The sequence below is a fragment of the Streptomyces sp. NPDC024555 genome, assembly GCF_055559335.1.
The window spans coordinates 285,351-311,231 of sequence record NZ_JBVHKV010000005.1 but is presented as its reverse complement, the minus strand read 5'-3'; the positions used below and the strand labels follow the sequence as shown (position 1 = coordinate 311,231).

Sequence of the window (25,881 nt, the reverse complement as noted above, 5' to 3'; positions counted from 1 at the left end):
GACTCTCCCGGTTGCGAGGCGTGCCGGACGGGCGGACGCGACCGAGTATGGGAGCGCCGCCGCGCCGTCGGGCGGCGAACCGGGGAGAGTTGTCCGGTTCGCCGCCCGTGCTTCCCTTCGCGTTCCGTCCGTCGTGGCCGGTTCCCCGGTCCGGCTACGCGGTGGGGGCCGGGAGGTCCGTCAGCGCGGCGACCGCGGCGCGGTGGCGGCCGGCCGTGCCGAAGGCGGTGGCGTCGGCCTTGGCCCGCTTCAGGTAGAGGTGGGCGGGGTGCTCCCAGGTCATGCCGATGCCGCCGTGCAGCTGCACGCACTCCTCGGCCGCGTGGACGGCGACGCGGGAGCAGTACGCCTGGGCCACGGCCACCGCGAGCGGTGTGTCGGGGCTGTTCGTGGCCAGGGCGTCGGCGGCGTTGCGCGCCGCGGCGCGGGCCGAGACGACCTCCAGCCAGAGCTGCGCCATCCGGTGCTTGAGCGCCTGGAAGGAGCCGACGGGGCGGTTGAACTGGTGGCGTTCCCGGGTGTGGCGGACCGTCTCGGTCAGGCACCACTCGGCGAGTCCGAGCTGTTCCGAGGCCAGCAGTCCGGCTCCGGCCAGGAGCCCGCGTTCCACCGCGGCGCGTGCGGTCGCGGTGTCCGCGAGCAGCGTTCCGGCGGCCCCGTCGAGCGTGACCTCGGCGAGCGGGCGGGTCAGGTCGAGCGGGACGAGCGGGGTGACGGTGACGCCGGCCGCGTCGGTGGCCACGGCGTGGAGGCCGTCGGCGGCGGGCACCAGGAGGACGTCGGCGGTGGCCGCGTCGGCGACCGGTCCGCGTGTTCCGTCGAGGGGCGCGTCCCACATCGGCGTGTCGGCCGGTGCGGTGGAGAACGGGACGGCGAGCGCGGCGGTGCGCCGGCCCTCGGCGAGGTCGGCGAGGAGCGCTGCCGCGGGGCCGTCCGCGGTGTCGAGCGCCAGCAGGATCCCGGTGGCGACGACGGAGCTGGTCAGGTACGGGACGGGGGCGACGGCGCGTCCGAGTTCCTCCAGGACCACGGCGGCCTCGCGGGGGCCGGCACCCTGGCCGCCCCGTTCCTCGGGGACCAGCAGTCCCGCGACGCCGATGTCGGAGGCGAGGGCCTTCCACAGCGCGGGGTCGTACGGCGTGTCGGTCTCGGTGCGGGCGATGACCCCGGGCGCGTCGCACCGGTCGGCGAGCAGCGCCCGGACGGCGGCCCGCAGGTCCTCCTCCGTCTCGGAGTAGAGGAGGTCGGGCGCCGCGTGGGGTGCGGTCGGTGCGGTCATCGGGAGAGGTCCTTCCAGGCGACGTCCTTGTCGTTGCGCGGTTCGGCGGGGAGGCCGAGCACGCGTTCGGCGACGATGTTGAGCAGTACCTCGCTGGTGCCGCCCTCGATGGAGTTGCCCTTGGAGCGGAGGTAGCGGTAGCCGGCGTCGCGGCCGGTGAAGTCGACGAGTTCGGGCCGGCGCATCGTCCAGTCGCCGTACAGCAGCCCTTCGTCGCCGAGGAGTTCGACCTCCAGTCCGCTGATCTCCTGGTTGAGCCGGGCGAAGGCGAGCTTCATGCCGGAGCCCTCGGGACCGGGCTGTCCGGCGACGAGCTGCTGGCGCAGCCGTTCCCCGGTGAGGCGGGCGACCTCGGCGTCGACCCAGAGGTTCAGCAGCCGCTGGTGCAGGTCGTGGGTGCGCAGTTCGGGGCGTTCGCGCCAGGTGCGGGCGACGGGGCCGATCATGCCGCCCTCGCGCGGGATGCGGGCTCCGCCGATGGAGACGCGTTCGTTCATGAGGGTGGTCTGCGCGACCTTCCAGCCCTCGCCGACCGGGCCGAGCCGGTGGCTGTCGGGGATGCGGACCCCGGTCAGGAACACCTCGTTGAACTCGGCCTCGCCGGTGATCTGGCGGAGCGGGCGCACCTCGACGCCGGGGTCGGTCATGTCGCAGACGAAGTAGCTGATGCCGCGGTGCTTGGGCACGTCCGGGTCGGTGCGGGCGATCAGGATCGCCCAGCGGGCCAGATGGGCGCTGGACGTCCAGACCTTCTGTCCGTCGACCACCCAGTCCTCGCCGTCGCGCACCGCGCGGGTGCCGAGGGCGGCGAGGTCGGAGCCGGCTCCCGGTTCGCTGAAGAGCTGGCACCAGACCTCCTCGCCGACCCAGAGGGGGCGCAGGAAGCGCCGCTTCTGTTCGTCGGTGCCGAAGCCGAGGATCGTGGGCGCGGCCATGCCAAGTCCGATGCCGATGCGGCGCGGGTCGTTGTCCGGGGCTCCGGCCGCGGCGAGTTCGGCGTCGACGACGGGCTGGAGCGAGCGCGGCGCGTCGAGTCCGCCGAGTCCGGCGGGGTAGTGGACCCAGGCGAGTCCGGCGTCGAAGCGCGCCTTGAGGAAGTCGGTGCGTTCGGTGGTGGCCGGGGGGTGTGCGGCCAGCAGTTCGCGGGTGCGGCGGCGCAGTCCGGCGGCGTCGGGTGCGGTCATCGGGCGGCTCCTGACGGGAGGACGACGATGCGGCCGGTGCTGGTGCCGTCGGCGACGCGCTGGACGGCGGCCGCCGCCCCGGCCATGGGGACCCGTTCGCTGACGAGGGGGATGACCACGCCCTCGTCGGCGAGCCGGCTCAGTTCGCGGTGGCAGTCGCGGACCGCCTGCGGGTCCCTGGTGTTGTAGAGGCCCCAGTGGAGTCCGAGGACGGAGTAGTTCTTCACGAGGGCGTGGTTGAGGGCCGGGGCCGGGATGTGGCCGCTGGCGAAGCCGACGACGACCACGCGGCCCTCGAAGGCGATGCACTTCACGGACTTGGCGTAGGCGTCGCCGCCGACGGGGTCGTAGACGACGTCGGCGCCGCGTCCGCCGGTGGACTCCTTGACGACGGCGACGATGTCCTCGGTGCGCCGGTCGATGACGAGGTCGCAGCCGAGCTCGGCGGCGGCCTTCGCCTTCTCCGGGCCGCCGACGACGCCGATGACGGTGGCGCCGGCGGCCTTGCCGAGCTGGACGGCGGCGCTTCCGGTGCCGCCCGCCGCCGCGTGGACGAGCAGGGTCTCGCCGGGCTGGATCCGGGCCCTGCGGTGCAGGCCGAACCAGGCGGTCTGGTAGCCGATGTGCATCGCCGCCGCCTGGGCGTCGTCGAGGGCTTCGGGGGCGGGCAGCAGGGCCGCCTCGTCCACGACGACGGCCTCGGCGAATCCGCCGTGCGGCAGGGCGGGGGTGGCGAGCACCCGGCGCCCGTCCTCCGTGCGTCCGCAGATCTCCACACCGGGGGTGAAGGGCAGCGGCGGGCGTACCTGGTACTGGCCGCGGCAGAGCAGCGCGTCGGGGAAGTTGATGTTCGCCGCGAGGACGTCGACGCGCACCTGGCCGTCGCCGGGCACCGGGCGTTCCGTCTCCTCCAGGGTCATCACCTCGCTCGGCTCACCGTTCCGGTGCACTCGCCATGCCTGCATGAGGGGCCTCCACAACACTGTCGGCATTACCACTGCTCCGGCGCATACTAAGCGGTCGCTTGCCTCTGTGGGAACAACCCGCGGCCATCGATTCGGCCCATCCGCACACGGGTGCGCCCGGCCCCGCCCCGTGGAGGCGGGGCGGGACCGGGCGCGCGGAGGCGGTGCGGGCGCTACTCGGCGACCACGATCTCCGCGATCCGGGGTGCCGCGGATCCGCCGTGCCAGAGCAGCCGGACCGCGTCCGCGCTCCGGCCCGGCGTGGCGACCTTCGTGTACGCGCCGCCGAGCGGGCCGACGGTCGTCCAGCCGCCGTCGGCGCCGCGCAGCTGGATGTCGGCGGCGGCCCCGCTTCCGGCGGGCCGCAGCACGGTGACGGAGCCGACCGGCCGCGCCCCGGCGAGACCGACGTCCAGGAACTCGCCCTCCTCGGGCGGTCGGGCCGCCGTGTACACGGTGGCAGGATCACCGTCGGCGGCCGCCTTCAGCGCGGATCCGGCGGCGGCCGGCGGGTTGCCGGTGACGGCGCCGTCGGCGGTGGCCACGCGGAACTCGCGGACGACGAGCCAGTTGTCCTGCGCAGCGGTGGACCGGGCCCGTACATAGCGGGCCTCGGTGCCCCCGGGCACGGTCGCGGTGACCTCGGGGCGGCCGGAGAAGTCGGTGAGGGCCGTCCACTCCCGTCCGTCGGCCGAGTACTCCAGCACTCCGGCGTGCAGATAGTCCTCCGTGCTGCCGGGCTTGCCCATGGCGAGGGTGACGCCGCCGAACTCCCGGACGCGCCCGAGGTCGACGGTGATCTGCGAGCCCACGCCGGGCGCGCCGTCGCTCCAGAAGTACGTGGAGTCGTCGCCGTCGAGCATCCGGCCGACGGTGTTGGTCTGGTACGTGCCGAGGTTCGTCGACGCGGTGGGCCGCCCGCTCACCCCCAGGATCCGGTCGTGCTCGGCGAGGGCCGCCGTGACGAAGCCGTCGAGCTGCCCGTCCCCGACGAGGACGGGCACCGCGCGCCCGTCGAGTCCGGTGTACGTGAAGGACTCGGCGCGCTCGACCTGTGCCGGCAGCTCCTGGCGGAGCTGCCAGGCGCGGGAGCCCTGTCCCGCGCGGGCCGCCTCGACCATGCGCAGGGCGGTGTCCGAGGCCGTCGCCCAGGCCCGGGTGGCGTCCAGCCACGGCCCGGCGTCGGCGAGGAAGCCTCGGTCGGCGAGTCCGGCGCGGAGCACGGCGGGTGCGGAGCCGAGCGTGTTCAGGACGGAGGAGAGCCGGCCCGCGTCTCCGGACTTCCAGTAGGCGGCGATCTCCGCGGAGAGCTCGGGCGCCTTCTGCGTGTTCAGCGCCGAGCTGTAGCCGGCGTCGGCGAAGGCGCGCAGGGCCTTCTCGGTGCGGGCGTCGCCGCCGGCGTACTCCTTCAGGCCCTTGCCCCAAGAGGTGCGCGGGTCGTACGCGGCGTCGTTCCAGGAGTAGTCCGCGACGGTGTACAGCGAGAGCTTGGAGGCGTAGGGCTGGATCATCGGATTGGCCGTGATCCCGGCCAGCCGGCCCGGCAGCCCCTTCTCGCGGCCGTTGAACGGGCCGAGCAGCAGCCGGTTGGTGGCGTAGTCGTTCACCGGGTAGTTGTCCCAGGTGAGGATGGGGTGCCCGAACACCGAGCGGGCGGCGTCGGCCTGAGCGACCGTCATAGTCGGGGCGACCACTCCGACCCCGGTCCACTCCACGAGCACATCGGGGTCGAGCTGCTCGGACAGGGCCGCCTTGTACGGGGACGGGGAGACGTTGTAGTACTCGGTGGGGACCATCTGGAGCGGTTCGGCACCGGGGTGGGTGGCGATGAACTCCTGGTTGACGCGGTTGAGCAGATGGGCCTGGGCGGCTCCGGCCGCACCGCCGCCGGTCCCCCACTTCGCCCGGTCGGCCTCGCAGTTCCAGTCGGTGTAGCTGATGTCGTCGAGCGGCACCGCGAAGGTGCGTACGCCGATGTCCCACATCGACTGGAACTTGTCGACCAGCGCCTGGGCATCGGCGTCGGAGCTGTAGCAGACCGAGAGTCCGGGCGAGAGCGCGTAGGTGAACTCCACGTGGCGGCGGGTGGCCCGGTCGGTGAGGTCCTCGATCCGTGCCAGGGCGTCGGCGGGGTAGGCGTCGCGCCACTTCTCGCGGAGGTAGGCGTCGTCCTTCGGGGAGTAGACGTAGATGTTCATCTTGTGCTCGGCGTAGTAGTCGAGCTGGTCCAGGCGCGCCTCGTGGGACCAGGGCGTGCCGTAGAAGCCCTCGATGACGCCGCGCAGCGCGGTGCCCGGCCAGTCGCGCACGGCGAGTCCGGCGATCCGCGCGCCGGGCGTCCGGCGGTGCGGCAGCACCTGGCGGAGCGTCTGGGCGGCGTAGTACGTACCGGTGGTGTCCTTGCCCGCGAGGACGACGCGCCCGGCGCCGATGCCGAGGACGTACCCCTCGGCGGGCAGGGATCCGGGGCCTTCGAGGTCCAGGGCGCCGAGGGCGGCGGGGTCGCCGATGTACACGTTGAGCCCGCCCGGGGCCGGCCTCGTCGCGCGCACGACGCGCTGGGCACCGGCCGCGCGGAGGGCCGCGGTCACCACGTCGAGCGTCGGGCCGTCGGGCGAGGCCCCCGTCACCAGGGTGACGGTGGGGGTGAGGGTGACCGTGTCGGATCGGTGCGTGACGGACCGCGGGGTGGGGGCGATGTCCGGGGTGGTGCGGGCGGCGGCGTCCGCCGTCGCGGGTGCGGCGGGGCCGGCCGCCAGGGCAGGGGGTCCGGCGGCCAGGAGACCTCCGGCGAGGAGGGCCGCCGCCAGGGCGGTGGCGGTGAGTCGGGGTGGGCGAGGTGTCACAGAATCCTCCATGGGCACTGAAGTCACCAGAGACGCGCAACACAACGACACCGAATTCAACATCCTGGCGCTTGCATGTCAATGGTCTGGACAACATCAGCGCGCCGACCTGGTCTTTTGCCGCGAAGTCCTGGTGTTCTGCCAGCGGATGGAGTAGGGATACGGCCATGACGGAGCGCATGCGCACGCCCGGACTCCCCGCCCCTCCCCCGCTCGGTGCGAGCGCCCTGCCGGCCGGGACGTACGAAGGCAGCGTCGTCCTGGTGACCGGCGGCGGATCGGGCCTCGGCAAGGCCGTCGCGGCGGAGTTCGCCCGGCTCGGCGCGGATCTCGTCCTCGTGGGCCGCGACACCGGCCGGCTGGCCGCCGCGCGGAGCGAGCTGGAGCCGCTCACCTCCGGCCGGGTCCTCACCGCGCGCGCCGACATCCGCGACCCGGACCGCATCACGGAGGTGTTCGACGAGGCCGGCGCGGCCCTCGGCACGCCCGATGTGCTGGTGAACAACGCGGCGGCCAACTTCCCCTCCCCAGCCGAGGACCTGTCCCCGAACGCCTGGCGGGCGGTGCTCGACATCACGCTGACCGGCACCTGGTTCATGAGCCGGGAGTTCGGCCGCCGCCATCTGGCGGCGGGGACCCCGGGGTCGGTCGTCTGCGTCGGCGCCTCGTACGCCTGGACGGGCGGCCCCGGGTACGCGCACTCGGCGGCGGCCAAGGCCGGGGTGAAGAACCTGGTGGAGACCCTGGCCGTGGAGTGGGGTCCGTACGGCATCCGGGTCAACGGCCTGGTGCCGGGGCTGATGCCGCACGCGGACATGCCGAGCGCGATCCGCTCCCACCTCGACCGCGACGACGGCGGCGAGGACGCCCTCGGCGCCCGGCAGCCCGCCCTGCGCGTGGGCCTGCCGAGGGAGCTCGGCTGGGCGGCGACCTTCCTGGCCTCCCGGTACGCCGGATTCGTCTCCGGTCATTCGCTGGTGGTCGACGGCGCGAACTGGCAACGCCGCTCCCTGGTCGCCCCGCCCGTGGTGCCGGTGCGCGAACAGCTGGGGCGGGGTCCGTTCGCACCGCCCGGTGACGCGTAGGGGTGCGCGAACCGGCGGCGTCAGGTGCCCTCGAAGCGCGGGGGCCGGCGGGCCGCCTTCGCGGCGTAGCCCTCGGCCGCGTCGCGCGAGGTGAGGGTGAGGGCGGCGGCCAGGGCCGTGCGGTCCAGGGTCCGGGCGATGCCGTCGTCCGCGTACGCGTCGACGGAGCGCTTGATCTGGCGCACGGCGAGCGGAGCGTTGGCGGCCACCTCCTCGGCGAGGGCGCGGGCGGTGGACTCCAGCTCCCCGGGCGGGGTGACTCCCTGGAGCAGGCCGATCCGTTCGGCGGTCGGCGCGTCGATCCGGCGGCCGGTGAGCGCGAGGTACTTCGCCCAGCCGGCTCCCGCGTCGCGGGCGATCCGCAGATCGCCGCCCGCGTCCACGGCGACCCCGATCCCGGCCTCGGGCAGGGCGAACACCGCGTCGTCGGCCGCGATGCGCACATCCGCCATCAGGGCGAGTTCGAAGCCGAATCCGAGGCAGTAGCCCTGTACGGCGGCGATCACCGGCTGCGGAAGCCCGGCGAAGGCGGCGAACCTTTCGTGCACCCAGCGGATGCCCTCGTAGAAGCGCTGGGTGCGTTCGGCCGGGGAGCGGCCGGTGATGCCGCCGCCGGGCGCGGTGACATCGATCCCGGCGCAGAACGCCCGGCCCTCGCCCCGCAGCAGGACCACCCGGATCGCGTCGTCGAAACGGATGCGGTCGGCCATGATGCCGAGCTGCCGGCTGGACTCCCAGCTCCAGCCGTTGAGCCGGTCGGGCCGGCAGAGCGTCAGCAGCCCGATCCCGTTCTCCACCCGCAGGGTGAGACGCTCCTCCCCCTCCGGGATCTCGTGGTCGAGGATGTCCAGCACGCCACCCCTCCCGCCCTCCTGACACCCCGTCAGGTCCTGGTGTGCCGCTCAGCGTACGACCGGGGCGCGACGGGGGCCAGAGGGCTGCGAGTCCGGCGGGGTCAGCGGGCGAAGAGTTCGAAGGTGACGGCCGGACGGCCCCCGAAGCGTTCGGCGGCCGCCTGCGCGGTGCCGGTGAGGAACGTCCGGCAGTACGTCTCGGGCTCCTCGTCGGTGAGCACCTCGATGTAGGTGCGGTGGGCGAGGAGCGAGCGCACGGACCGTTCCAGGCCGTCGGTGGCGTCGACTGCGTGGGTGGGCGTCGAGGATCCGGCGACCGCCACCCAGCGCACCCCGTCCCAGGGTTCGAGACCCTGCTCGGCCAGCTCCGGGAAGATCCAGCGGTTCCCCGCGTCGCCCGCCGCGTCCAGGGTGGCGCGGCCGACCGCGCGGTGGTCGGGGGTGTTCCAGGCGACACCGCCCCAGGTGTCGCGGTGGTTGAGCGTGATCACCAGCTCCGGGCGGTGCCGGCGCACGGCCGCCGCGATGTCGCGGCGCAGCCCGACGCCGTATTCGATCACCCCGTCGCGGTGGTCCAGGAACTCCACCCGGGAAACGCCGACGACCGCCGCGCTCGCGCGCTGCTCCTGTTCGCGCAGCGGCCCGCAGCGCTCCGGATCGAGGGTGTCGATCCCGGCCTCGCCCCGGGTGGCCAGGAGGTACGTGATCTCGCGCCCGCCGTCCGTCCAGTGCGCGACGGCCGCGGCACAGCCGTACTCCAGATCGTCGGGATGGGCGACGACGGCAAGGGCGCGCTGCCAGTCCTCGGGCATGGGCTTCAGCTGCTCGGTCATGCACGGCACGCTAGTACCGTGACCGGGCGCGGGGCGGGTGGCGCGCACGCCGGTCGCGGTGCCGTAGGACAGGACGGCCGCCCGCCGCCTCAGGCCAGCGAGAGGAAGAGCTTCTCCAGCCGCGCCCGCATCTGGTCCTGGTCCGCCGGCTCCGCGCCGTCGGCCATGCACTGCTGGAGCCCCGTCGCGATGATCGCGAAGCCGGCCCGGTCGAGCGCCCGCGAGACGGCCGCCATCTGCGTGATGACGTCCTCGCAGTCCCGGCCCTCCTCGATCATCCTGATGATGCCGGTGAGCTGGCCCTGTGCGCGGCGCAGACGGTTGAGCACCGATTTGAGTTCGGCCGCCGCCATGTCGAGTTCCACACATCCTCCATTTCATACCCCAAGGGGTATTCTAGCCCGTGCGGGACAGAACCGGCCCAGGGCCTTTCGTCCCGATCGGGCCGGACCCCCGGACCCGCTCGCGGGGCGTGATCCGCGCCGCGGGCCGCGACTCCGTCCCCCACCGGAGCAGAAAGGAATCACCGCACGTGCCCAGCCCCGTGTCCCTCTCCCCCGCCCAGGCCGCCGCCCGTCTCGCGGAGTTCACCGTGATCGACGTGCGCGCCCCCGGCGAGTACGCCTCGGGGCATGTCCCCGGCGCCCTGAACATCCCGCTCGACCGGCTGCACGAGGCGGTGCCGGCGCTCAAGTCGGCCTCGGCCCGCGGCTCGCTGCTCGTGGTGTGCGCCTCGGGTGTGCGCTCCACGCGCGCCTGCGACATCCTCTCGGCCGCCGACATCGACGCGGTGACGCTGCACGGCGGCACCTCGGCGTGGGAGGGCGACGGCCACGACCTGCACCGCCCGGCCGGGGCACGGGCCACCTGGCCGATGGAGCGCCAGGTGCGGCTCGCGGCCGGCTCCCTCGTGGTGGCCGGACTGCTGGCGGGCACGCGCTACCCGGCCGCACGCTGGCTGGCGGCCGGGATCGGCTCCGGTCTCGTCTTCTCCGCCGTGACCAACACCTGCGGAATGGCCGCGGCCCTGTCGAAGCTGCCGCACAACCGGGCCCCGCGTACGGCGGGCGACCTGGACGCAACGCTGCTCGCCCTCCAGGGCTGAGCATTCCGGCGGACCCGCCCCCGGGACGGCGTCCCGGGGGTGTCCGTCTCAGATCTCGTCGCGGACCAGGGCGAGCAGCCGGTCCAGCACCCTCTGCCCGCCGGCCCGCAGCCCGTCGTGCTCGAACTCGTCGGTGACCCAGGTGCGCAGCCCCCGGATCGCGGAGGCGGTGCGCAGGGCGTGGGCGGTGTCCACGTACATGTCGTCGTGGTAGACGGCGGCGGCCACCGGCACCTCGTTGGCCGCGAGGCGTCCGGCGTCGTACAGCGGCTCCCAGCCGGTGCGGTCGGCGAGCAGTCCGGCGGTCTCGCGCAGCGGACGCAGGGCCGGGTCGACGTCGAAGTGCCAGGGGTGGATGCTCTCGCCGGTGAACAGCACGGGTCCGTCGCCCCGGAGCGCGGCCTCCGCGTCGAACTGCGGGAACTCCGCGCGCACCCGCTCGGCCGCCCATCCGGTGGGCCGCTCGTCCTGTCCGTAGATGGCCTCGTGCAGCAGCGCGTAGAGCGGGTGGCCGGCGAACGAGGTGGCGGTGCGCACGGCTTCCTGGAAGGCGTCGGACAGCTCGGTGCCGTGCGGGGTGGTGACGAAGGCGTTCTCCATCAGGTAGTGCAACTGGTGGCTTCCGCTGCCGCCGCCGAGCAGGATGCCGAGCGACTGGAAGGCCTCGGGCGTCAGCCGGTGTCCGGCGCTCTCGGGGCGGTGCTCGGCGAGGTGCGCGGTGATGGCGCGGGCGCGCTCGACGTCCTGGGGGTAGCGGGCGTAGTGGGCGGCGACCTTGCGCTCGATCCTCGGGTACGCGGCCCGGTAGACGTCGTCGGCGTGGGCGTCGAGCGAGGGCAGACCGCCAGTGATCAGGACGGTGCTGAGGCCCTCGGGCGCGGCCGAGAGGTAGCGGACCGCGCAGAACCCGCCGAAGGACTGGCCGAGGACGGTCCACGGGGCGCCGCCGGTCAGCTGCGGCCGGATCAGCTCGCAGTCGCGGACGATGCTGTCGGCCCGGAAGTGCGCGAGGTAGTCGGCCTGCTCGCGCGGGCCGCCGCGCAGCGGGAGCGTCTGGCGGTTGGCCGGCGTGGACCGGCCGGTGCCGCGCTGGTCCAGGAGCAGGACGCGGAACTCCCGCACCGCCCGCCCCAGCCACGCCTCCGCGCCGCTGAACCGGCGGGCGCCGAAGCCCGGCCCGCCCTCCAGGTACAGCAGCCACGGCAGGTCCTCGGAGACCCGGGAGGAGGACACCACCTGGCGGCCGTACAGCTCGATCTGCTCACCGCCGGGGTCGGCGTGGTCGAGCGGCACGGTGAAGTGCCGGTCGGTGAGGACGAGGCCGGGCTGGCGGTAGCTGTTCACGGGGTGCTCCTGGATCGATGGTTCCCCGACAGTTCAGCACATGCCCCCGGGCGGGGCGGCCCCGGGCCGGTCACCCGCGTCCGGCTCCCTCCCCGGCGCACCGGAGTACCCGCCGGCCAGGCCCCCGGACCGCGCGGCGCCGCCGCCGGCCAGGGCGAACCTTGACCGGACCGATGGCCAGAGCCTAGGTTTCCCCCGGGAGAAAGCGCTTGCTATCCGGTGGGCGCCCCCTTCACCGTGGAGGTGTTTGCCACGCCCAGCCAGGCTTCCCCCAGCGGGCCGGTCCGGGTCGCGGTCGTCGGGACCGGGGCCATCGCGCGCGTCAGCCATCTGCCGGCGCTCCGCGCGCTGTCGGCCGAGTACCCGCTGGAGATCGTCGCGGGGGTCGACGTCGACGCCGCCTCCGCGGAGTCGTTCTGCGCGGAGGCCGCCTCCGGCCGCCCGTACACGGATCTGGAGAGGATGCTGGCGCGCGAGCGCCCCGATCTGGTCACGCTCGGCACCCCGCCGCGTTTCCACCGGGACCAGACCATCGCCGCGCTGCGGGCCGGGGCCTGGGTGTGGTGCGAGAAGCCGCCGTGCCCCTCGCTGGAGGACTTCGACGCCATCGAGGCGGCGGAGGGCGCGGACAGCGGCGGCCCGTTCGCGGCGATCGTGTTCCAGCACCGGTTCGGATCGGGTTCCGACCATGTGCGGGCGCTGCTCGCGCAGGGGGCGCTCGGCCGGCCGCTGGTCGTGCACTGCCAGACCACCTGGTACCGCGACGAGGCGTACTACGCGGTGCCGTGGCGCGGGCGCTGGGAGACCGAGGGCGGCGGCCCGGCGATGGGCCACGGCATCCACCAGACGGATCTGCTGCTGGACCTGCTCGGCCCGTGGACGGAGATCCGGGCGATGGCCGGCCGGCTGGTCCACGCCATCGAGACGGAGGACGTCTCCACGGCGCTGGTCCGGTTCGAGAGCGGCGCGCTCGCCACCGTCGTCAACAGCGTCCTCAGCCCGGACGAGGTCAGCCGGATCCGGATCGACTGCGAGCGGGCCACGGTGGAGCTGACGCATCTGTACGGCCATCGCAACGCGGACTGGCGGATCACCCCGGCCCCCGGGGTCGCTCCCGCGGAGGCGGCCCGCTGGCAGGACTTCGGGACCGATGTGCCCAGCTCGCACGAGGCGCAACTGCGCGGCCTGCTGGCCGACTTCCGGTCCGGACGCCGCCCCCGCAGCAGCGGCGCCGACGGCCGGACCAGCCTGGAGCTGGTGGCGGCGCTGTACAAGGCCGCGTTCACCGGAGGGACCGTACGGGCGGGCGAGATCGGCCCCGGCGACCCGTACTACAGCGCCCTGCACGGAAACGCGCCCGGCTGGGCGCCCGGCACGGCGGGGGCGGAGGCGTGACGGCCCGGCTGGAGCTCACGCACCGGCACGGCGACCATCTCGCGGTGGCGTGCGCGGACACCGGGGTGGAACTCCTGCGGTACGTGTACCGGCCCGAGACGGCCTGGGAGGCGCCGAAGCCGTACATCCATCCGCTGCGCACCCTCGCCGGCCACACGGTGACCGGCTACCGCCCCCACGACCACCGCTGGCACAAGGGGCTCCAGATGACCGCCTCGCAGCTGTCGGGGCAGAACCTGTGGGGCGGCAACACCTATGTGCGGGGCGAGGGGTATCTGCCGCTGCCCGAGCGGGTCGGCTCCATGGCGCACCGCGGTTTCGACGAGGTGATGGTGACGGCGGACCGGGCCACGGTCGCCGAGCGGCTGACCTGGCATCCGCACGACGGCGCGCTGTGGGCGGAGGAGACCCGGCGGATCGAGGTGCACGATGTGCGTCCGGAATCCGGGTGCTGGGCCCTGACCTGGTCGTTCTCGGTCACCAACCGTCGGGCCGAGCCGCTGCGGTTCGGCAGTCCGACCACGGAGGGGCGGAGCGCGGCGGGGTACACCGGGCTGTTCTGGCGCGGTCCGCGCGCCTTCCGGGACGGAACGGTCCTGACGCCGGACGGCGAGGGGCCGGGGGTGATGGGCGCGCAGGCGCCGTGGCTGGCGTTCCGGGGTGAGCTCGACGGGGCGGACGGGCACGCGACGCTGGTGTTCGCGCACGCCCCGGAGAACGACCACACGGGGGCCGGCGGGGAGCATCCCGCGCACTGGTTCGTCCGCAACGACCCGTTCGCCGCGGTGGCCCCGTCCTTCGCGTTCCACGACACGCTCGTGCTGGCGCCGGGCGCCACGCTGACCCGGCGCTACCGGGTGGTGGTCGCGGACGCGGCCTGGGACCGGGAGCGGATCGCGAGCGGGCTGGCCGCGCTCGCCTGGTGAACGGCGGGCCCCGGGGTTCAGCCCCGGGGCGCTCCGGCGTCCGCGGCCGCGCGGCGCTCCAGGACCGCCAGGGCGCGTTCGCCCCAGCGCAGGTTCTCCTGTTCGAAGGCGCGTCCGCGCATCAGCGTGAGATAGGGGCCGACACGGTCCGCCCCCGCGAGGTACGTCTCCTCGTCGCGGCCGTCGAGCAGCCGCTCCCGCAGCCGGTCGTAGCGGGCGAGCTTGGCGCGCGACCACTCCATGCGCTCCCCGATCGAGGCGCGGACCGCCTCGGGGTCCCCGCCGTCCAGGGCCTGGGTCATGACCATGAGTTCGTCGCGGATGGCCGTCGGGCGGGGCGCGCGGGAGGTGAAGGCGGCCAGATCGCCGCGTCCGGCCCCGGTGAGGGTGAAGACCCGCTTGTTGGGTCTGCGCTCCTGCTCGACGACGCGGGCGCTGATGAGACCGTCCTCGGCCAGCCGGTCCAGTTCGCGGTAGAGCTGCTGCGGGGTGGCCGACCAGAAGTTCGCCACGGAGACGTCGAAGACCTTCGCCAGGTCGTAGCCCGAGGCCTCGCCCTCCAGCAGCGCCGCCAGGACCGCGTACTTCAGAGACATCTGGACAGGCTATCAGCGGCACGATTAATCTCATGCACACCTATTCAATTAGTTGACCAATGGAGCGCAGATGCACCCCTTCCGCAGGGCCGCCGAGGCGGACGACCTCGGGGCGATCGAGGCGATGCTGGCCGAGGACGTGGTCTTCACGAGCCCGGTGGCGTTCACGCCGTACGCGGGCCGTCCGCTCACCGCGGCCATCCTGCGCGCGGTCTCCCAGGTCTTCACGGATCTGCGCTATGTGCGCGAGATGGCGAGCGCCGACGGCCGCGACCACGCGCTGGAGTTCGTGGCCAGGGTGGGCGACCGCGAGATCAACGGCTGCGACTTCCTCCACATGAACGAGGCGGGCGAGATCGACGCGCTGAAGGTGATGGTGCGCCCGCTGTCGGCCGCGCAGGCGCTCGCGGCGGCCATGGGCGAGCGGTTCGAGCAGATCGGCCGGGAGGCCGCGGCGGGCTGAGCCGCCGGCCGGACCGGGCCCCGGCTTCGCGGGTGCGCTTCCGGGCGGGCCGGGCCGTTCCGGCGGTTGCGGGGCCGCGGAGCGTGCGGTTGATTCGAAGGGCGGATGTCCGGGCCGTCTCCGCCTCCCCGACCGTGGGGGTGACACCCCGTGCTCTTCACCGACCGCGCCGACGCGGGCCGGCGCCTCGCCGAAGCCCTCCGCCCGCTGGCCGCCGAGAACCCCGTCGTCCTGGGGCTGCCGCGCGGCGGCGTTCCCGTGGCCTTCGAGGTCGCCCGGGTGCTGGGCGCCCCCCTCGATGTGATCGTGGTGCGCAAGCTCGGCGTCCCCTCCCGTCCCGAAGTGGCCTTCGGCGCCCTCGGGGAGGGCGGGGTCCGGGTGATCAGCGAGGACATCGTGCGCCGGGCCGGGGTGACGCCCGCGCGGATGACCGAGGTCGAAAGGGCCGAGGAGGACGAACTGCTGCGCCGCGCACGGGCGTTCCGCGGCGATCGGCCCCGCGTCCCGCTGGCCGGACGCACGGCCGTCGTGGTCGACGACGGCGTGGCGACCGGCGCGACGGCGCTCGCCGCGTGCGACGTGGTGCGCGGTGCGGGCGCCCGGCGTGTGGTGCTGGCCGTGCCGGTGGCCGCCCCGGACGCGGCGCGGCGGCTGCGCGGAACGGTCGACGAACTGGTCTGCCTGGACGAACCGGCGGGGTTCGCGGCGGTCGGCGAGTGGTACCGCGACTTCGGGCAGACCCCGGACGAGGAGGTCGTGGCGCTGCTGGCACGGGCCACGGCCCCGGAGCCGCCGGGCATCGGGGCCGAGGTCGAGGTGGAGGCCGGCGGCGTCGTGCTCCCCGGTGAGCTGACGCGTGCCGGGGACGGCCATGCGCTCGTCGTGTTCGCCCACGGCTCGGGCAGCAGCCGCCACAGCCCCCGCAACCGGGCCGTGGCGGCGGCGCTGAACCGGGCGGGTCTCGGCACGCTGCTCCTCGACCTGCTGACCGGCGCCGAGGACGGGGGCCGGGCCCATGTCTTCGACATCGCGACCCTGGCCGGGCGGCTGGTGGACACCGTCGCCTGGGTGCGGCAGCGCTCCCCGGCCTCCGTCGGCCTCTTCGGGGCGAGCACCGGGGCGGCCGCCGCGTTGCGGGCCGCCGCCGAGCCCGGCGCGGGGATCGGCGCCGTCGTCTCCCGGGGCGGCCGCCCCGACCTCGCGGGGCCGGTGCTCGCGGACGTACGGGCCCCGACCCTGCTCGTGGTGGGCGGCGCGGACGGCCGGGTGCTGGACCTGAACCGGCGCGCCCAGGCCGAACTGCGCTGCGAGAACCGGCTGGAGGTCGTCCCCGGGGCCACCCATCTCTTCGAGGAGCCGGGCGCCCTGGACCGGGTCGCCGCACTGGCCGGCGACTGGTTCACCACGCACCTGACCTCGCCCGGCGGCTGACGCCGCGTCCGACTCCCTTGCGCGGCAAGCGCGTTCGCGGCGGAATCCGCCGGGGCCGCAACCGCCGCCGCTCCCGTCGTCCGGGACTTCGTTCCGGTGCGAGGCAACCCCTCACGCGCGTCCCGCGTCTTGATCCACATCAGGGCGGCACCCCGCCCGAGCACTCTCGTCCACCCACACCTCAGCGCACGGGGCAGCACCGCCTCACACTATGCACTCCACGTATACACGTCATGTATACATCCGGCGCATAGTGCGCATCGCCCCGTCTCGCACGAAAGGCCTCCATGCAGAGCAGAGCAAGGGCACCCGAGTACCAGGGCGCCCTGACCAGGATGTCCGTGAACGCCTCGCTCACCGATGTGCTGGCCGAGGGGCGGCGCCATCTGGCGGAGGCCGAACGCGCCGGATCCGCCCAGGAGGTCGCCCGCGCCGGGCTCGCCGTCGCCGAGGCGCACCGCAGGCTGGGTCAGGTGGGCGAGGCCGACCGGGCCTGGAAGGCCAGTTACCGGGCCGCGCGCACCGCGGGCGACACGGGCGCCCGTGCCTGGGCGCTGTGGAGCGGCGGGACCCTCGCCCGGCAGTGCGGACGTCTGCGCCTCGCCTTACGGCTGCTGGAACTGGCCGCCCGGCTCGGCAAGGAGGGCGGGGACGTCGTGGCGCGCGGCTACTCGCTCGCCGGGCTCGCGGAGACCGGACGCATCCAGGGCGACTACGCGACGGTCGCCGCCCTGCACGAGCAGCTCCTCGCCGAGGCGCGGGCCCGGGGCGAGGCCCGGCACACCGTGTGGGCCCTGGAGGGCATCGCCCAGATCCACCGCAACACCGGCTCCTTCGACACCGCGCTGGAGATGTTCGAGGAGGCGGCCGTGCTGGCCGGCGAGGCCGACGACCGGCGCGGCCGCGCCTGGGCGCTGCGGGGCATGGCCGACATCGTCTCCGTACGGGACGGCGACACCGGACGCGCGCTCGCCCTGCTGTCCGAGGCCGAGACCGTCTGCCGCGCGATGAACCTGTCGAGCGCCCTGGCCTACAACCACAAGATGCGGGGCAATGTCCTCTACCGCGCCGGGCGGTACGAGGAGGCGCGGGAGGTGTACGCGCGGGCGCTGGAGGAGTTCCGGGAGATGCAGGAGCCGCGCGGGACGGCGCTCGCCCGGCTCGGGCTGGTCAAGACCCTCGCCCGGCTGGGCCGGGACCGGGCCGCGACCGCCGCCGATCTGGACGGGCTGCGCGGCACCCTGGACCGGATCGGGCTCCTCAACGCCCGGGAGATGGTCGACCGGGCCTACGCCGAACTGGATGTCCGGCCGGCCGGGGACGCCGCGGTCCCGGCGGAGGACCGCCGATGACGCCCTCCCCCGTCCGCCGGAGCGACGCGCCCCGGATCCTCGCCCGCTGCCGCGACCTCGTCCGGCCCGCCCTCGGCCGGGCGGTGCGGGAGCTGCATCCGTGGCACGCGGAGATCACCGCGTACTCCTTCGGCTGGGACGGGAACGGCGGCGGGCAGGGCAAGGGGGTCCGGCAGGCGCTCGCCGTGCTCGGGGCCGAGGCCGTCGGCGCGCCCGCCCGGGAGGCGGTGGCCGGAGCGGTCGCCGTGGAGCTGATCCACACCTTCTCCCTGCTGCACGACGACATCATGGACGGCGACGAGACCCGCCGGCAGCGTGCGACGGCGTGGAAGGCGTACGGGACGGGACCCGCCGTCCTCGCGGGGGACGCCCTGTTCGCGCTGGCCGTGCGCATTCTGGCCCGGACACCGGGCAGCGCGGGCCCCGCGGCCGTCCGGCTGCTGGCGGCGGCCCTGGACGACCTGGTGCGCGGCCAGGCCGACGACCTGCTCTTCGAGGGGCGGCCCTGGACCGGGCCCGATGCGGTGGAGCCGCACGAGTACCGGCTGATGGCCGAGCGGAAGACGGGGGCGCTGCTGGGCTGCGCCGCCGGGCTCGGCGCGGTGCTCGGGGGCGCGGGGCGGTCGCGGACCGACGCGCTGACGGCGGCGGGGCGCCATCTCGGGGTGGCGTTCCAGGTCGTGGACGACATGCTCGGGATCTGGGGCGATCCCGAGGTCACGGGCAAGCCGGTCCACAGCGATCTGCGCCGGGGCAAGAAGACGTACCCGGTGCTCGTCGCCCTCGCGGACGGCGGCCCCGCCGCCGGGCGGCTCGGCGCGCTGCTGCGCTCCGGGGACGTGCCGGACGACGGGGCGGCCCGGCGGGCGGCCGGGCTGATCGAGGAGGCCGGGGGACGCGAGGCCGCGGCGGCGGAGGCCGCCCGGCAGCTGGAGAGCGCCCGCGCCTGTCTGGAGAGTGCCGCGCTCGCCCCGGAACCCCTCGCGGAGCTGCTGTCGCTGCTGGCGTACGCCGCCTCCCGGACCGGCTGAGCCGGTCCGCGCGGCCCCCGCACCGGATCAGGGGTGCATCGAGGCGCCCTTGAGGATCTTGTCCACGGCGTTGCGGGGGCCGTGCACGGCGAGCCCGACCAGGTCGAGCCCGTCGCGGCGCACCGCGCGGACGGCGGCCCGGTTGTCGCGGTCGTTGCCGGTCGCGAAGAGGTCGGAGGTGAACACCGCGAGCGCCACCCCGCGCCCGACCGCGCGGGTGTGGGCCGTGGTGAGCTGTTCCTTGGAGCCCTCGAAGACCATGACCGGCTGGCGGAACATCGGCAGGTAGGGGGTGTCGTCGGCGTCGGCGTAGGGCTCCCCGACCACCTCGGGGACGGCGGTGCCGATGCCGCTGACCAGGAAGGCGGTCACGTTCAGCCGCTGCCAGGTCTCCAGGTCGTCCCGGAGCAGCACGGCGATCTTGGTGTCGAAGCGGACGGGGGCGGTTGCGTCTGTCATGGCCCCGAGCCTGCCGGGCGACGGGCCGGGGCGTCTTGTACGAAGTTTGCACGGCGCCCCACGACCGGCCGGCGGGCCGGACGTACGATCGGGCGCATGGCAGGCCGTCCCGACATCACCGCGTGGCGTCCGCGTGTGGCGGGCATCGCGGAGGTGTTCCACGCCCACTTCACGGACCACGCCTACCCGATGCACACGCACGACGCCTGGACGCTGCTGATCCTGGACGAGGGCATGGTCCGCTACGACCTGGACCGCCACGAGCACGGGGCACTCACCGACACGGTGTCCCTGCTGCCGCCGCACGTCCCGCACAACGGCAACGCCGCCACGGCCGCCGGTTTCCGCAAGCGGGTGCTGTACCTGGACGCGGGCCAGGTCGACGACGCGCTGATCGGCACCGCCGTGGACCGGCCGGTGCTGAACGACCCGCTGCTGCGCCGCCGGATCGACTCCCTGCACTCCGCGCTCGCCGGGCCCGGCGACGAACTGGAGGCCGCGAGCCGTCTCGCGCTGGTCTCCGAACGGCTGGAGGGGCATCTGCGCGGCCGCACCGGCCCGGTCGCCCCCGTCCACGACCCCCGGGTCGCCCACCGGCTGCGGGATCTGCTCGACGAGCGGTTCGTGACGGGGATCGGGCTCCAGGAGGCGGCGGCACGGCTCGGGGCCCATCACACGCATCTGGTACGGGCGTTCGGCCGGGAGTTCGGGATGGCGCCGCACCAGTACGTGACCGGGCGCCGGGTCGATCTCGCCCGCGGGCTGCTGCTCGGGGGCATGCCGGTGGCGGAGGTGGCGGGTGCGGCCGGGTTCTACGACCAGTCGCATCTGACCCGCCACTTCAAGCGCGTCGTGGGCACGGCTCCGGGGCACTACGCCCACACCGGTGGCGGGGCCGGCCGGCCCCGCCGTACGGCCCGGACCTGATCAGCGGGGCGCGCGGCGCTCCAGACAGCCCCGGACGAAGGCCGCCTGACCGGCGTGCTGGAGGTCGTCCGAGAGCACGCTGACCAGCCGTACGCCGAGGGTGACGGCCGGGGTCCAGGACTCGTCGACGATCCGGTCCAGCGCCCGGCCGTCCAGTCCCCGCAGGAACTCGGAGGTCCGTTCGTGCACGGCGTCGTAGTAGCCGAGGAGCAGCTCCTCCGATGCCGAGCCGAGGGCGTCGACCTCGTGGCTGTTCTGGCCGTAGCCGGTGGCCTCGGCGGCGAAGGGGAGGCGGAAGCGGGAGACCCAGTCGCCGGTGAACCAGACCTGCTCGGTTCCGGCGGCGTCGGCGATGTGGTCGTCCTGGACCCGGCTCAGATGCCAGACGAGCCAGGCGATGGAATTGGCCCCGTCGTCGAGGCGGGTGCGGAGGTCGTCGGGGCCGAGGCCCTCGACGGCCTCGTGGACGGTCTCCCGGATGCGGCTGTATCCCTCGGCGAGGAGGTCTGCGACATTCATTCCCTCACCCTGGCCGCTTCCGGCTCCGGCTCCGGCCACCGACACGCGCCGGACGGCGCCGGCGGGGAAAGGGCCCCGCCGGCGCGGTCGTTCAGCTGTAGATCCCGAACTGCCAGAGGGAGTAGCCCCAGGCGGTGCCGCGCTGTGTGAGGTTGAGCTTCACGTAGCGGGCGGTCTGTGCGATGTCGAGGTCGTCGGCGTCGCCGTTGCCGCTCGTCGTGGTGTACACCGAGCGCCAGTTGGCACCGTCGTCGGAGACCAGCACCTCGTACGCCTTGGCGTAGGCCGGGTCCCAGACGAGCTGGATGTGGCGGAAGGACTTCCGCTCACCGAGGTCGACCTGGATCCACTGCGGGTCGCTCCAGTCGCTCGCCCAGCGGGTGTCGAGCCGGCCGTCGGTGGCCATCGCCGCCGTGCAGGGGCAGCCGCTGCTGCCGGCCTGTTCGGAGCCGGCGGTGGTGGGACGGCCCTGCGCCAGATCGGTGCCGGTGACGGGCGGGACCACGACCTTGACGGACTTGGTCTCGATGCCCGCGTTGCCGTGGCCGTCCTCGGCCTGGATGTAGACCTTCCACACCCCGAGCCGCTCGGGCGCGGTGACCGCGAACGTGCCGTTGCCGGTGGACCGCCAGGCGGCCTCCACGAGTCCCTTGTCGCCGGTGGCGTAGTTGCCGCTGAGATAGATCTTGTACGTCAGCGCGTCGTTGTCGGGATCGCGGATGTCCGCGCCGACGGTGAACTCCCTTCCGGCGGGGGTGCCTCCGGCGTTCTGGACGGTCATGCCGGTGATGACCGGCGGGGTGTTGTCGCCGGCGGTGGAGCCGCTGTACGCCTTCTTCAGCGCGTAGTAGGAGAGCCGCTTCTTCCCGTCCGGCACGAGGTTGAACCAGACGCCGCCGAAGTCGTGCTCGGTGCCGTAGTGGAAGAGGGTGGCGCCGAGCGCGACGCCCCGGTGGGCCGTGACGCAGTTCCAGGCCTTGGTGTACCCCTCGGCCTTCTGTACGTCGGTGGGCTCGTCCGGGACCCCGTTGGCGTCGTCGGGGACCTCCCACTCACCGGCGGGCCCGCCCTCGGTGATCAGATACGGCTTGGTGTAGCCGCCGGCCTCCCAGGTGCCGCGCACCGCGCAGATGTCGCCGTAGGAGTTGACGGAGTAGAGGTCGAGGTCGGGGGCGTTGCGCTTGTAGTACGGCCAGGCGCCCGTCCAGGCGTCGGTCGAGGTGACGGGGTGGTCGGGGTCGATGCTGTGGATGCGCTTGGCCACATCGTTGACGAAGGTGGTGTACGCGTCGCGCTGCTTCTCCAGCGCGTCGCCGCTGTAGCAGTTCTGCAGTCCGAGCACCGACTCGTTGCCGACGTTCCACATCAGCACGCCGGGGTGGCTCCTGTAGGTCTCGACCCATTTGGCGAACTCGGTGAGCGAGGAGGACTTGTACGCCTCGTCCGTCACGTAGTCGACGCAGCCGCCGCTGCCCGGCCCGCCGCCCGGCTGGAGCCAGAAGCCGCTGACCACCCGGATGCCGTTGGCCGCCGCCGCGTCGAGCAGCGGCTTGGAGGTGCCGTCGGTGCCCCAGGTACGGATGGTGTTGACGCCCATCGCCTTCAGATCGGGCAGATAGCGCGTCGCGTCGTTGACGGACGGGCCCCAGGTCAACCCCTTGACCTGGTACGGCTTTCCGTCGACGGTCAGCTGCCAGTCGCCCTGCGAGCCGGTGACGCGGACGGCTCCGCCGGTCGCCGGGGGCGTGGAGCCGGAGGTGCCGTACACCTGGAACTCCCAGAGGGAGTAGCCGTATCCGCCGGGGCGGGCGGTGCCGTACATCCGGACGTACCGGCCGGAGCCGGTGACGGCCAGATCGTCGGTTCCGCCGTCGCCGTCGGTGACGGTCTTCAGGGTGCGCCAGTCGGAGCCGTTGTCGGAGGCCTGGATCTCGTACGCCTTGCCGTAGGCGGACTCCCAGTTCAGCACCACCCGGCCGAGGTCGGCGGTGGCGCCCAGATCCACCTGGATCCACTGCGGATCGCTCCACTCGCTGGCCCAGCGGGTGCCGGGGTCGCCGTCCACCGCGGCCGCGGCGGTGAGTCCGGCGCCCTCGTGGGACGAGTCGGTGGCGGGCCGGCCCTGGGAGAGCAGGGTCTCGGCGGCGCGGGCGGGGGGTGACGTCAGCATCACGAGCGACGACGCCAGAAGGGCGAGAAGGGTGATGAGCAGCGTGCCCGGACGTGGTCGCGCGGGCAGCACTGCGCTGGCTCTGTGCACATTCTCTCCTGGCAGAGGAGTGGGGGACCGGTGTCCCGAACCGGATGGGAGAGCGCTCTCCCAGGAGAGTGACGGGTACCCGTTCACCTGTCAACGATCGTGACGGTTCCGGTTTCCGCCGGTCCCGGAAGCCCCGCATTCCGGACGGCGCACGCCGCCCGGCGGTGCGAAACAGCCCGGACCGGCTCCCCCGGAGCTGCGGACCGGACGGCTTCGGGGCGACCATGGAGGGCGGCGGACGTGGGTCCGGGCGGCGGGTGGCGGCATGGGAAGGATCGGGCCGTGGGCGGCACAGAGGACATCCGGACGGGCTGGGGCACGGCGCGCCGCGAGGGCCTGCGCCGCTCCCCCGACGACGGTCTGATGGATGTGCTCGGGGTGGCGGCGCTGGCCCTGGATCCGCAGGGCCGCATCGTGCTCTGGAGCCCGCGCGCGGAGCAGTTGTTCGGCTACACGGCGCAGGAGGCGCTGGGCCGGTACGCCGCCCGGATCCTGGTGGACGAGGCCCACTTCGAGCTGGTGCTGACGCTGTTCTCGCAGGTGATGAACAGCGGCGAGGTGTGGGCGGGGGTCTTCCCCATCCGGCACAAGGACGGCTCCTCGCGGCTGCTGGAGTTCCGCAACATGCGGCTGCAGAACGACCGCGGCGGCTACTACGCGCTCGGGCTGGCCGCCGACGGGGACACCCTCCAGCAGATCGAGCGCGATCTCGCGCTCTTCGTGCGGCTGGTCGAGCAGTCGCCGATCGGTCTGGCCGTCCTCGGCCGCGATCTGCGGTGTCTGGCCGCCAATCCGGCGCTGGAGCGGATGAGCGGGCTCGACGCGACCGCGCTGCTGGGCCGCCGGGTGGACGAGGTCCTGCCCTTCCTGGACCCCCACGCCGTCGAATCCGAGCTGCGGGAGGTCCTGACGACGGGGGTGCCGCAGGTCGCCCGCGAGGTGACGGGCCGGACCGTGGCCGATCCGGACACCGAACGGGCCTGGTCGGTGTCGTTGTACCGGCTGGAGGACTCCGGCGGGCGGGTCCTCGGCGTGGCCGTCTCGGTGATCGACGTGACCGACCGCAACCGGGCCGCCGCCGAGGCGGAGCGGGCCCGGCGCCGGCTGGCGCTGATCGCCGACGCCTCGGTGCGCATCGGGACGACGCTGGAGCTGGAGCGCACGGCCAGGGAGCTGGCGCAGGTCACCGTCCCCGTCCTCGCCGACCTCGCCGCGGTCGACGTCCTGGAGCGCGTGCTGAGGGGCCGCCCCGGGGAGCCGGACGGCCCCCTCTTCGTCCGCCCGCTGGCCGTGCTGTCCGCCCGCCCCACCCCGGCCGTGCACGCCGCGGACGCGCTCGGGGTCACCGTCCGCTACGACGAGGACCGGCTCGCCGCCCGGTGCGTCCGCACCGGGCGGCCCGTGCGGGAGCCGCGTCTGGACGCCGAGCTGCTCTCCCGGATCGCCTCCGACGAGCAGTCGGCGCGCGTGCTCGCGGCAGCGGGCGCGCACTCCTACCTGGCCGTTCCGCTGATCGCCCGGGGTGAGGTGCTGGGCGTGATCGACTTCCTCCGGACGGACAATCCGCTGCCGTTCACCGAGGACGACGAGGTGCTGGCCACGGAGCTGGCGGCGCGGGCGGCGGTCAGCATCGACAACGCGCGGCTGTACCGACGGCAGCAGGAGACCGCGCTGACCCTCCAGCGCAGCATGCTGCCGCGGCACCATCACGATCCCGTCGGCATGGAGGTCGCCTCCCGCTACGAGCCCGCCGCCTCGCGGTACGAGGTCGGCGGGGACTGGTTCGACGTCATCGGGCTGCGGGGCGACCGGACGGCCCTGGTGGTGGGCGATGTGATGGGCAGCGGGATCCACGCGGCGACCACGATGGGCCGGCTGCGCACCGCCACGCAGACGCTGTCCCGGCTGAGTCTGCCGCCCGCCGAGGTGCTGGGTCATCTGGACGAGATCACGGCGGACCTCGACCCGGGCTTCGCCACCTGTGTCTACGCCGTGTACGACCCGGAGGCGCACACCTGCCGGCTGGGCACGGCCGGTCATCTCCCGCCGGTGCTGATCCCTCGCGGTGCCCCGCCGCGGCTGCTGACGCTGCCGGCCGGGGCGCCGCTGGGCGTGGGCGGGGTGGAGTTCAGCGATGTGACGGTGGCGCTGGGCCCCGGTGACCGGCTGGTGCTGTACACGGACGGTCTGGTCGAGACCCGCGACGACGACATCGACAGCCGGCTGGCGGCGCTGCTGGATCTGCTGGGCGACCCCGATCCCTCGCTGGAGGTCTCCTGCGACCGTCTGCTGGCGGCCCTGCGCGATCCGGCGGGCTCCGACGACGTGGCGCTGCTGATGGCGCGCGTACGGGAGTGAGGGGCCCGGCCGGGGCACCGGTGCGGGCGTCAGTGGTGCCGGCAGCCGCGGTGGCGGTGGCAGTGACGGGCCGCCGCCCGGCGCGGGCCCGCGCCGAGGAAGCCCAGGCCGATGCCGAACATCCAGGAGTCCTTGGCCAGGGCGGTGCCCGCCTGGGTGGGGCGCAGGCTGCCGCTCTCGCGCATTCCGGGGACCCGCAGGTACAGCCCGAGCAGTCCGCCGGAGAACCCGGTCAGGGCGAGGCCGGCGAGCCGGGTCGGCACGAACGGCAGGAGCAGGCTGCCGCCGACGGCGATCTCGGACCAGGCGAGCAGCCGGGTGAAGCGTTCCGCCTCGATCCTCTCCAGGAACGGGTAGGCCGTGCACGCCATTCCGTGGAGCCCCTGGGCGGTCTCCGCGTCGGCCTTGAGCTTGCCGAGGCCGGAGTTGACGATGAACGCCCCGGTGGCGAGGCGCGGCGGGATGTCGCGGGCTTCGGGCAACGGCATGGGGTGCCTCCATGGTTCCGGTCGTCGGCCCCCGGTCGCGAGCATAGTCAGCGGGGCCCCGGGGCGCGCGAGGAGCGCGGCCGGTGCGGGGCCCCGCGGGGCGGCTCCCCCGCCGGGCGGTCCGCCCCGGGCCGCGCGTGATCACCGTGCCGCCCGTCGGCGATACTGGCGGTGGCGGGTA

The 25,881-nt window shown here is 74.2% G+C and carries 24 protein-coding genes; 11 read left to right on the top strand and 13 right to left on the bottom strand.

Annotated elements, in window-relative coordinates:
* Positions 1-154: 154 nt before the first annotated feature.
* The 4 genes from ACZ4FH_RS10990 to ACZ4FH_RS10975 form a co-directional block, all read right to left on the bottom strand.
* On the bottom strand, positions 155-1,279 hold the full coding sequence (locus ACZ4FH_RS10990) for an acyl-CoA dehydrogenase family protein (protein WP_467303884.1): 1,125 nt from the start codon (positions 1,277-1,279) through the stop codon (positions 155-157).
* Complete coding sequence (locus ACZ4FH_RS10985) at positions 1,276-2,463, bottom strand: acyl-CoA dehydrogenase family protein (protein WP_467303882.1); 1,188 nt, start codon at positions 2,461-2,463, stop codon at positions 1,276-1,278. The genes ACZ4FH_RS10990 and ACZ4FH_RS10985 overlap by 4 nt, the downstream gene beginning before the upstream one ends.
* Positions 2,460-3,428, bottom strand: coding sequence for an NADPH:quinone oxidoreductase family protein (locus ACZ4FH_RS10980; RefSeq protein WP_467303880.1), 969 nt, complete (start codon positions 3,426-3,428; stop codon positions 2,460-2,462). Before ACZ4FH_RS10980 ends, ACZ4FH_RS10985 begins: the two co-directional genes overlap by 4 nt.
* A 173-nt stretch (positions 3,429-3,601) precedes the next feature.
* Entirely contained in the window at positions 3,602-6,274 is a 2,673-nt protein-coding gene (locus ACZ4FH_RS10975) for a beta-N-acetylglucosaminidase domain-containing protein (protein WP_467303879.1), read from the bottom strand.
* 10 nt (positions 6,275-6,284) lie between these two features.
* Here ACZ4FH_RS10975 and ACZ4FH_RS10970 point away from each other — a divergent pair, with 10 nt between their 5' ends.
* Positions 6,285-6,431, top strand: a complete 147-nt coding sequence (locus ACZ4FH_RS10970; protein WP_467303878.1) for a hypothetical protein — start codon at positions 6,285-6,287, stop codon at positions 6,429-6,431.
* 10 nt (positions 6,432-6,441) lie between these two features.
* Positions 6,442-7,359 (top strand): SDR family oxidoreductase, encoded by a 918-nt coding sequence (locus ACZ4FH_RS10965; RefSeq protein WP_467303877.1) that lies wholly within the window; start codon positions 6,442-6,444, stop codon positions 7,357-7,359.
* A gap of 20 nt (positions 7,360-7,379) precedes the next feature.
* Here ACZ4FH_RS10965 and ACZ4FH_RS10960 read toward each other — a convergent pair whose 3' ends face one another.
* The 3 genes from ACZ4FH_RS10960 to ACZ4FH_RS10950 all read right to left on the bottom strand — a co-directional run bounded on the left by ACZ4FH_RS10960 (position 7,380) and on the right by ACZ4FH_RS10950 (position 9,411).
* Complete coding sequence (locus ACZ4FH_RS10960; RefSeq protein ID WP_467303876.1) at positions 7,380-8,213, bottom strand: enoyl-CoA hydratase/isomerase family protein; 834 nt, start codon at positions 8,211-8,213, stop codon at positions 7,380-7,382.
* 101 nt (positions 8,214-8,314) lie between these two features.
* Positions 8,315-9,046 (bottom strand): PIG-L deacetylase family protein, encoded by a 732-nt coding sequence (locus ACZ4FH_RS10955; RefSeq protein ID WP_467303875.1) that lies wholly within the window; start codon positions 9,044-9,046, stop codon positions 8,315-8,317.
* Between the two features lie 89 nt (positions 9,047-9,135).
* Positions 9,136-9,411 (bottom strand): metal-sensitive transcriptional regulator, encoded by a 276-nt coding sequence (locus tag ACZ4FH_RS10950; protein WP_467303874.1) that lies wholly within the window; start codon positions 9,409-9,411, stop codon positions 9,136-9,138.
* A 167-nt stretch (positions 9,412-9,578) separates the two neighbouring features.
* On the opposite strand from ACZ4FH_RS10950, the gene ACZ4FH_RS10945 reads away from it, so the two are divergent.
* Positions 9,579-10,151, top strand: coding sequence for a rhodanese-like domain-containing protein (locus ACZ4FH_RS10945; RefSeq protein ID WP_467303873.1), 573 nt, complete (start codon positions 9,579-9,581; stop codon positions 10,149-10,151).
* 48 nt (positions 10,152-10,199) lie between these two features.
* Here ACZ4FH_RS10945 and ACZ4FH_RS10940 read toward each other — a convergent pair whose 3' ends face one another.
* On the bottom strand, positions 10,200-11,495 hold the full coding sequence (locus tag ACZ4FH_RS10940) for an alpha/beta fold hydrolase (RefSeq protein ID WP_467303872.1): 1,296 nt from the start codon (positions 11,493-11,495) through the stop codon (positions 10,200-10,202).
* 243 nt (positions 11,496-11,738) lie between these two features.
* Here ACZ4FH_RS10940 and ACZ4FH_RS10935 point away from each other — a divergent pair, with 243 nt between their 5' ends.
* Positions 11,739-12,890, top strand: a complete 1,152-nt coding sequence (locus ACZ4FH_RS10935; protein ID WP_467303870.1) for a Gfo/Idh/MocA family protein — start codon at positions 11,739-11,741, stop codon at positions 12,888-12,890.
* Positions 12,887-13,816 carry a DUF6807 domain-containing protein gene (locus tag ACZ4FH_RS10930; RefSeq protein WP_467303868.1) on the top strand — a complete coding sequence of 310 codons (930 nt, stop codon included), beginning with the start codon at positions 12,887-12,889 and terminating at the stop codon, positions 13,814-13,816. The genes ACZ4FH_RS10935 and ACZ4FH_RS10930 overlap by 4 nt, the downstream gene beginning before the upstream one ends.
* Before the next feature lie 17 nt (positions 13,817-13,833).
* Here the strand turns inward: ACZ4FH_RS10930 and ACZ4FH_RS10925 are convergent, their stop codons facing one another.
* Complete coding sequence (locus ACZ4FH_RS10925; RefSeq protein WP_467303867.1) at positions 13,834-14,412, bottom strand: PadR family transcriptional regulator; 579 nt, start codon at positions 14,410-14,412, stop codon at positions 13,834-13,836.
* Positions 14,413-14,482: 70 nt separating this feature from the next.
* Between ACZ4FH_RS10925 and ACZ4FH_RS10920 the strand changes: the two genes are divergently transcribed.
* The 4 genes from ACZ4FH_RS10920 to ACZ4FH_RS10905 all read left to right on the top strand — a co-directional run bounded on the left by ACZ4FH_RS10920 (position 14,483) and on the right by ACZ4FH_RS10905 (position 18,689).
* A complete protein-coding gene (locus ACZ4FH_RS10920; protein WP_450887893.1) occupies positions 14,483-14,875 on the top strand; it encodes a nuclear transport factor 2 family protein in 393 nt (130 codons plus the stop codon).
* Positions 14,876-15,025: 150 nt separating this feature from the next.
* Positions 15,026-16,306 (top strand): phosphoribosyltransferase family protein, encoded by a 1,281-nt coding sequence (locus ACZ4FH_RS10915; protein ID WP_467303866.1) that lies wholly within the window; start codon positions 15,026-15,028, stop codon positions 16,304-16,306.
* Positions 16,307-16,593: 287 nt separating this feature from the next.
* The gene (locus ACZ4FH_RS10910) at positions 16,594-17,658 is read left to right on the top strand and encodes a tetratricopeptide repeat protein (RefSeq protein WP_467303865.1); all 1,065 of its coding nucleotides are present in this window, start codon (positions 16,594-16,596) and stop codon (positions 17,656-17,658) included.
* Positions 17,655-18,689 (top strand): polyprenyl synthetase family protein, encoded by a 1,035-nt coding sequence (locus ACZ4FH_RS10905; protein WP_467303864.1) that lies wholly within the window; start codon positions 17,655-17,657, stop codon positions 18,687-18,689. Before ACZ4FH_RS10910 ends, ACZ4FH_RS10905 begins: the two co-directional genes overlap by 4 nt.
* A 27-nt stretch (positions 18,690-18,716) precedes the next feature.
* Here ACZ4FH_RS10905 and ACZ4FH_RS10900 read toward each other — a convergent pair whose 3' ends face one another.
* Positions 18,717-19,148, bottom strand: a complete 432-nt coding sequence (locus tag ACZ4FH_RS10900) for a DUF2000 family protein (RefSeq protein ID WP_467303863.1) — start codon at positions 19,146-19,148, stop codon at positions 18,717-18,719.
* Between the two features lie 96 nt (positions 19,149-19,244).
* Between ACZ4FH_RS10900 and ACZ4FH_RS10895 the strand changes: the two genes are divergently transcribed.
* Entirely contained in the window at positions 19,245-20,075 is an 831-nt protein-coding gene (locus ACZ4FH_RS10895) for an AraC family transcriptional regulator (protein WP_467303862.1), read from the top strand.
* Here ACZ4FH_RS10895 and ACZ4FH_RS10890 read toward each other — a convergent pair whose 3' ends face one another.
* Positions 20,076-20,594, bottom strand: a complete 519-nt coding sequence (locus ACZ4FH_RS10890) for a mycothiol transferase (RefSeq protein WP_467303861.1) — start codon at positions 20,592-20,594, stop codon at positions 20,076-20,078. It abuts the gene before it with no gap.
* A 91-nt stretch (positions 20,595-20,685) separates the two neighbouring features.
* Positions 20,686-22,854, bottom strand: coding sequence for a discoidin domain-containing protein (locus tag ACZ4FH_RS10885; protein ID WP_467303860.1), 2,169 nt, complete (start codon positions 22,852-22,854; stop codon positions 20,686-20,688).
* A gap of 282 nt (positions 22,855-23,136) precedes the next feature.
* Between ACZ4FH_RS10885 and ACZ4FH_RS10880 the strand changes: the two genes are divergently transcribed.
* Positions 23,137-25,212 carry a SpoIIE family protein phosphatase gene (locus tag ACZ4FH_RS10880; RefSeq protein WP_467303859.1) on the top strand — a complete coding sequence of 692 codons (2,076 nt, stop codon included), beginning with the start codon at positions 23,137-23,139 and terminating at the stop codon, positions 25,210-25,212.
* 29 nt (positions 25,213-25,241) lie between these two features.
* On the opposite strand, the gene ACZ4FH_RS10875 is transcribed toward ACZ4FH_RS10880, so the two are convergent.
* Complete coding sequence (locus tag ACZ4FH_RS10875) at positions 25,242-25,700, bottom strand: hypothetical protein (protein ID WP_467303858.1); 459 nt, start codon at positions 25,698-25,700, stop codon at positions 25,242-25,244.
* Between the last annotated feature and the right edge of the window lie 181 nt (positions 25,701-25,881).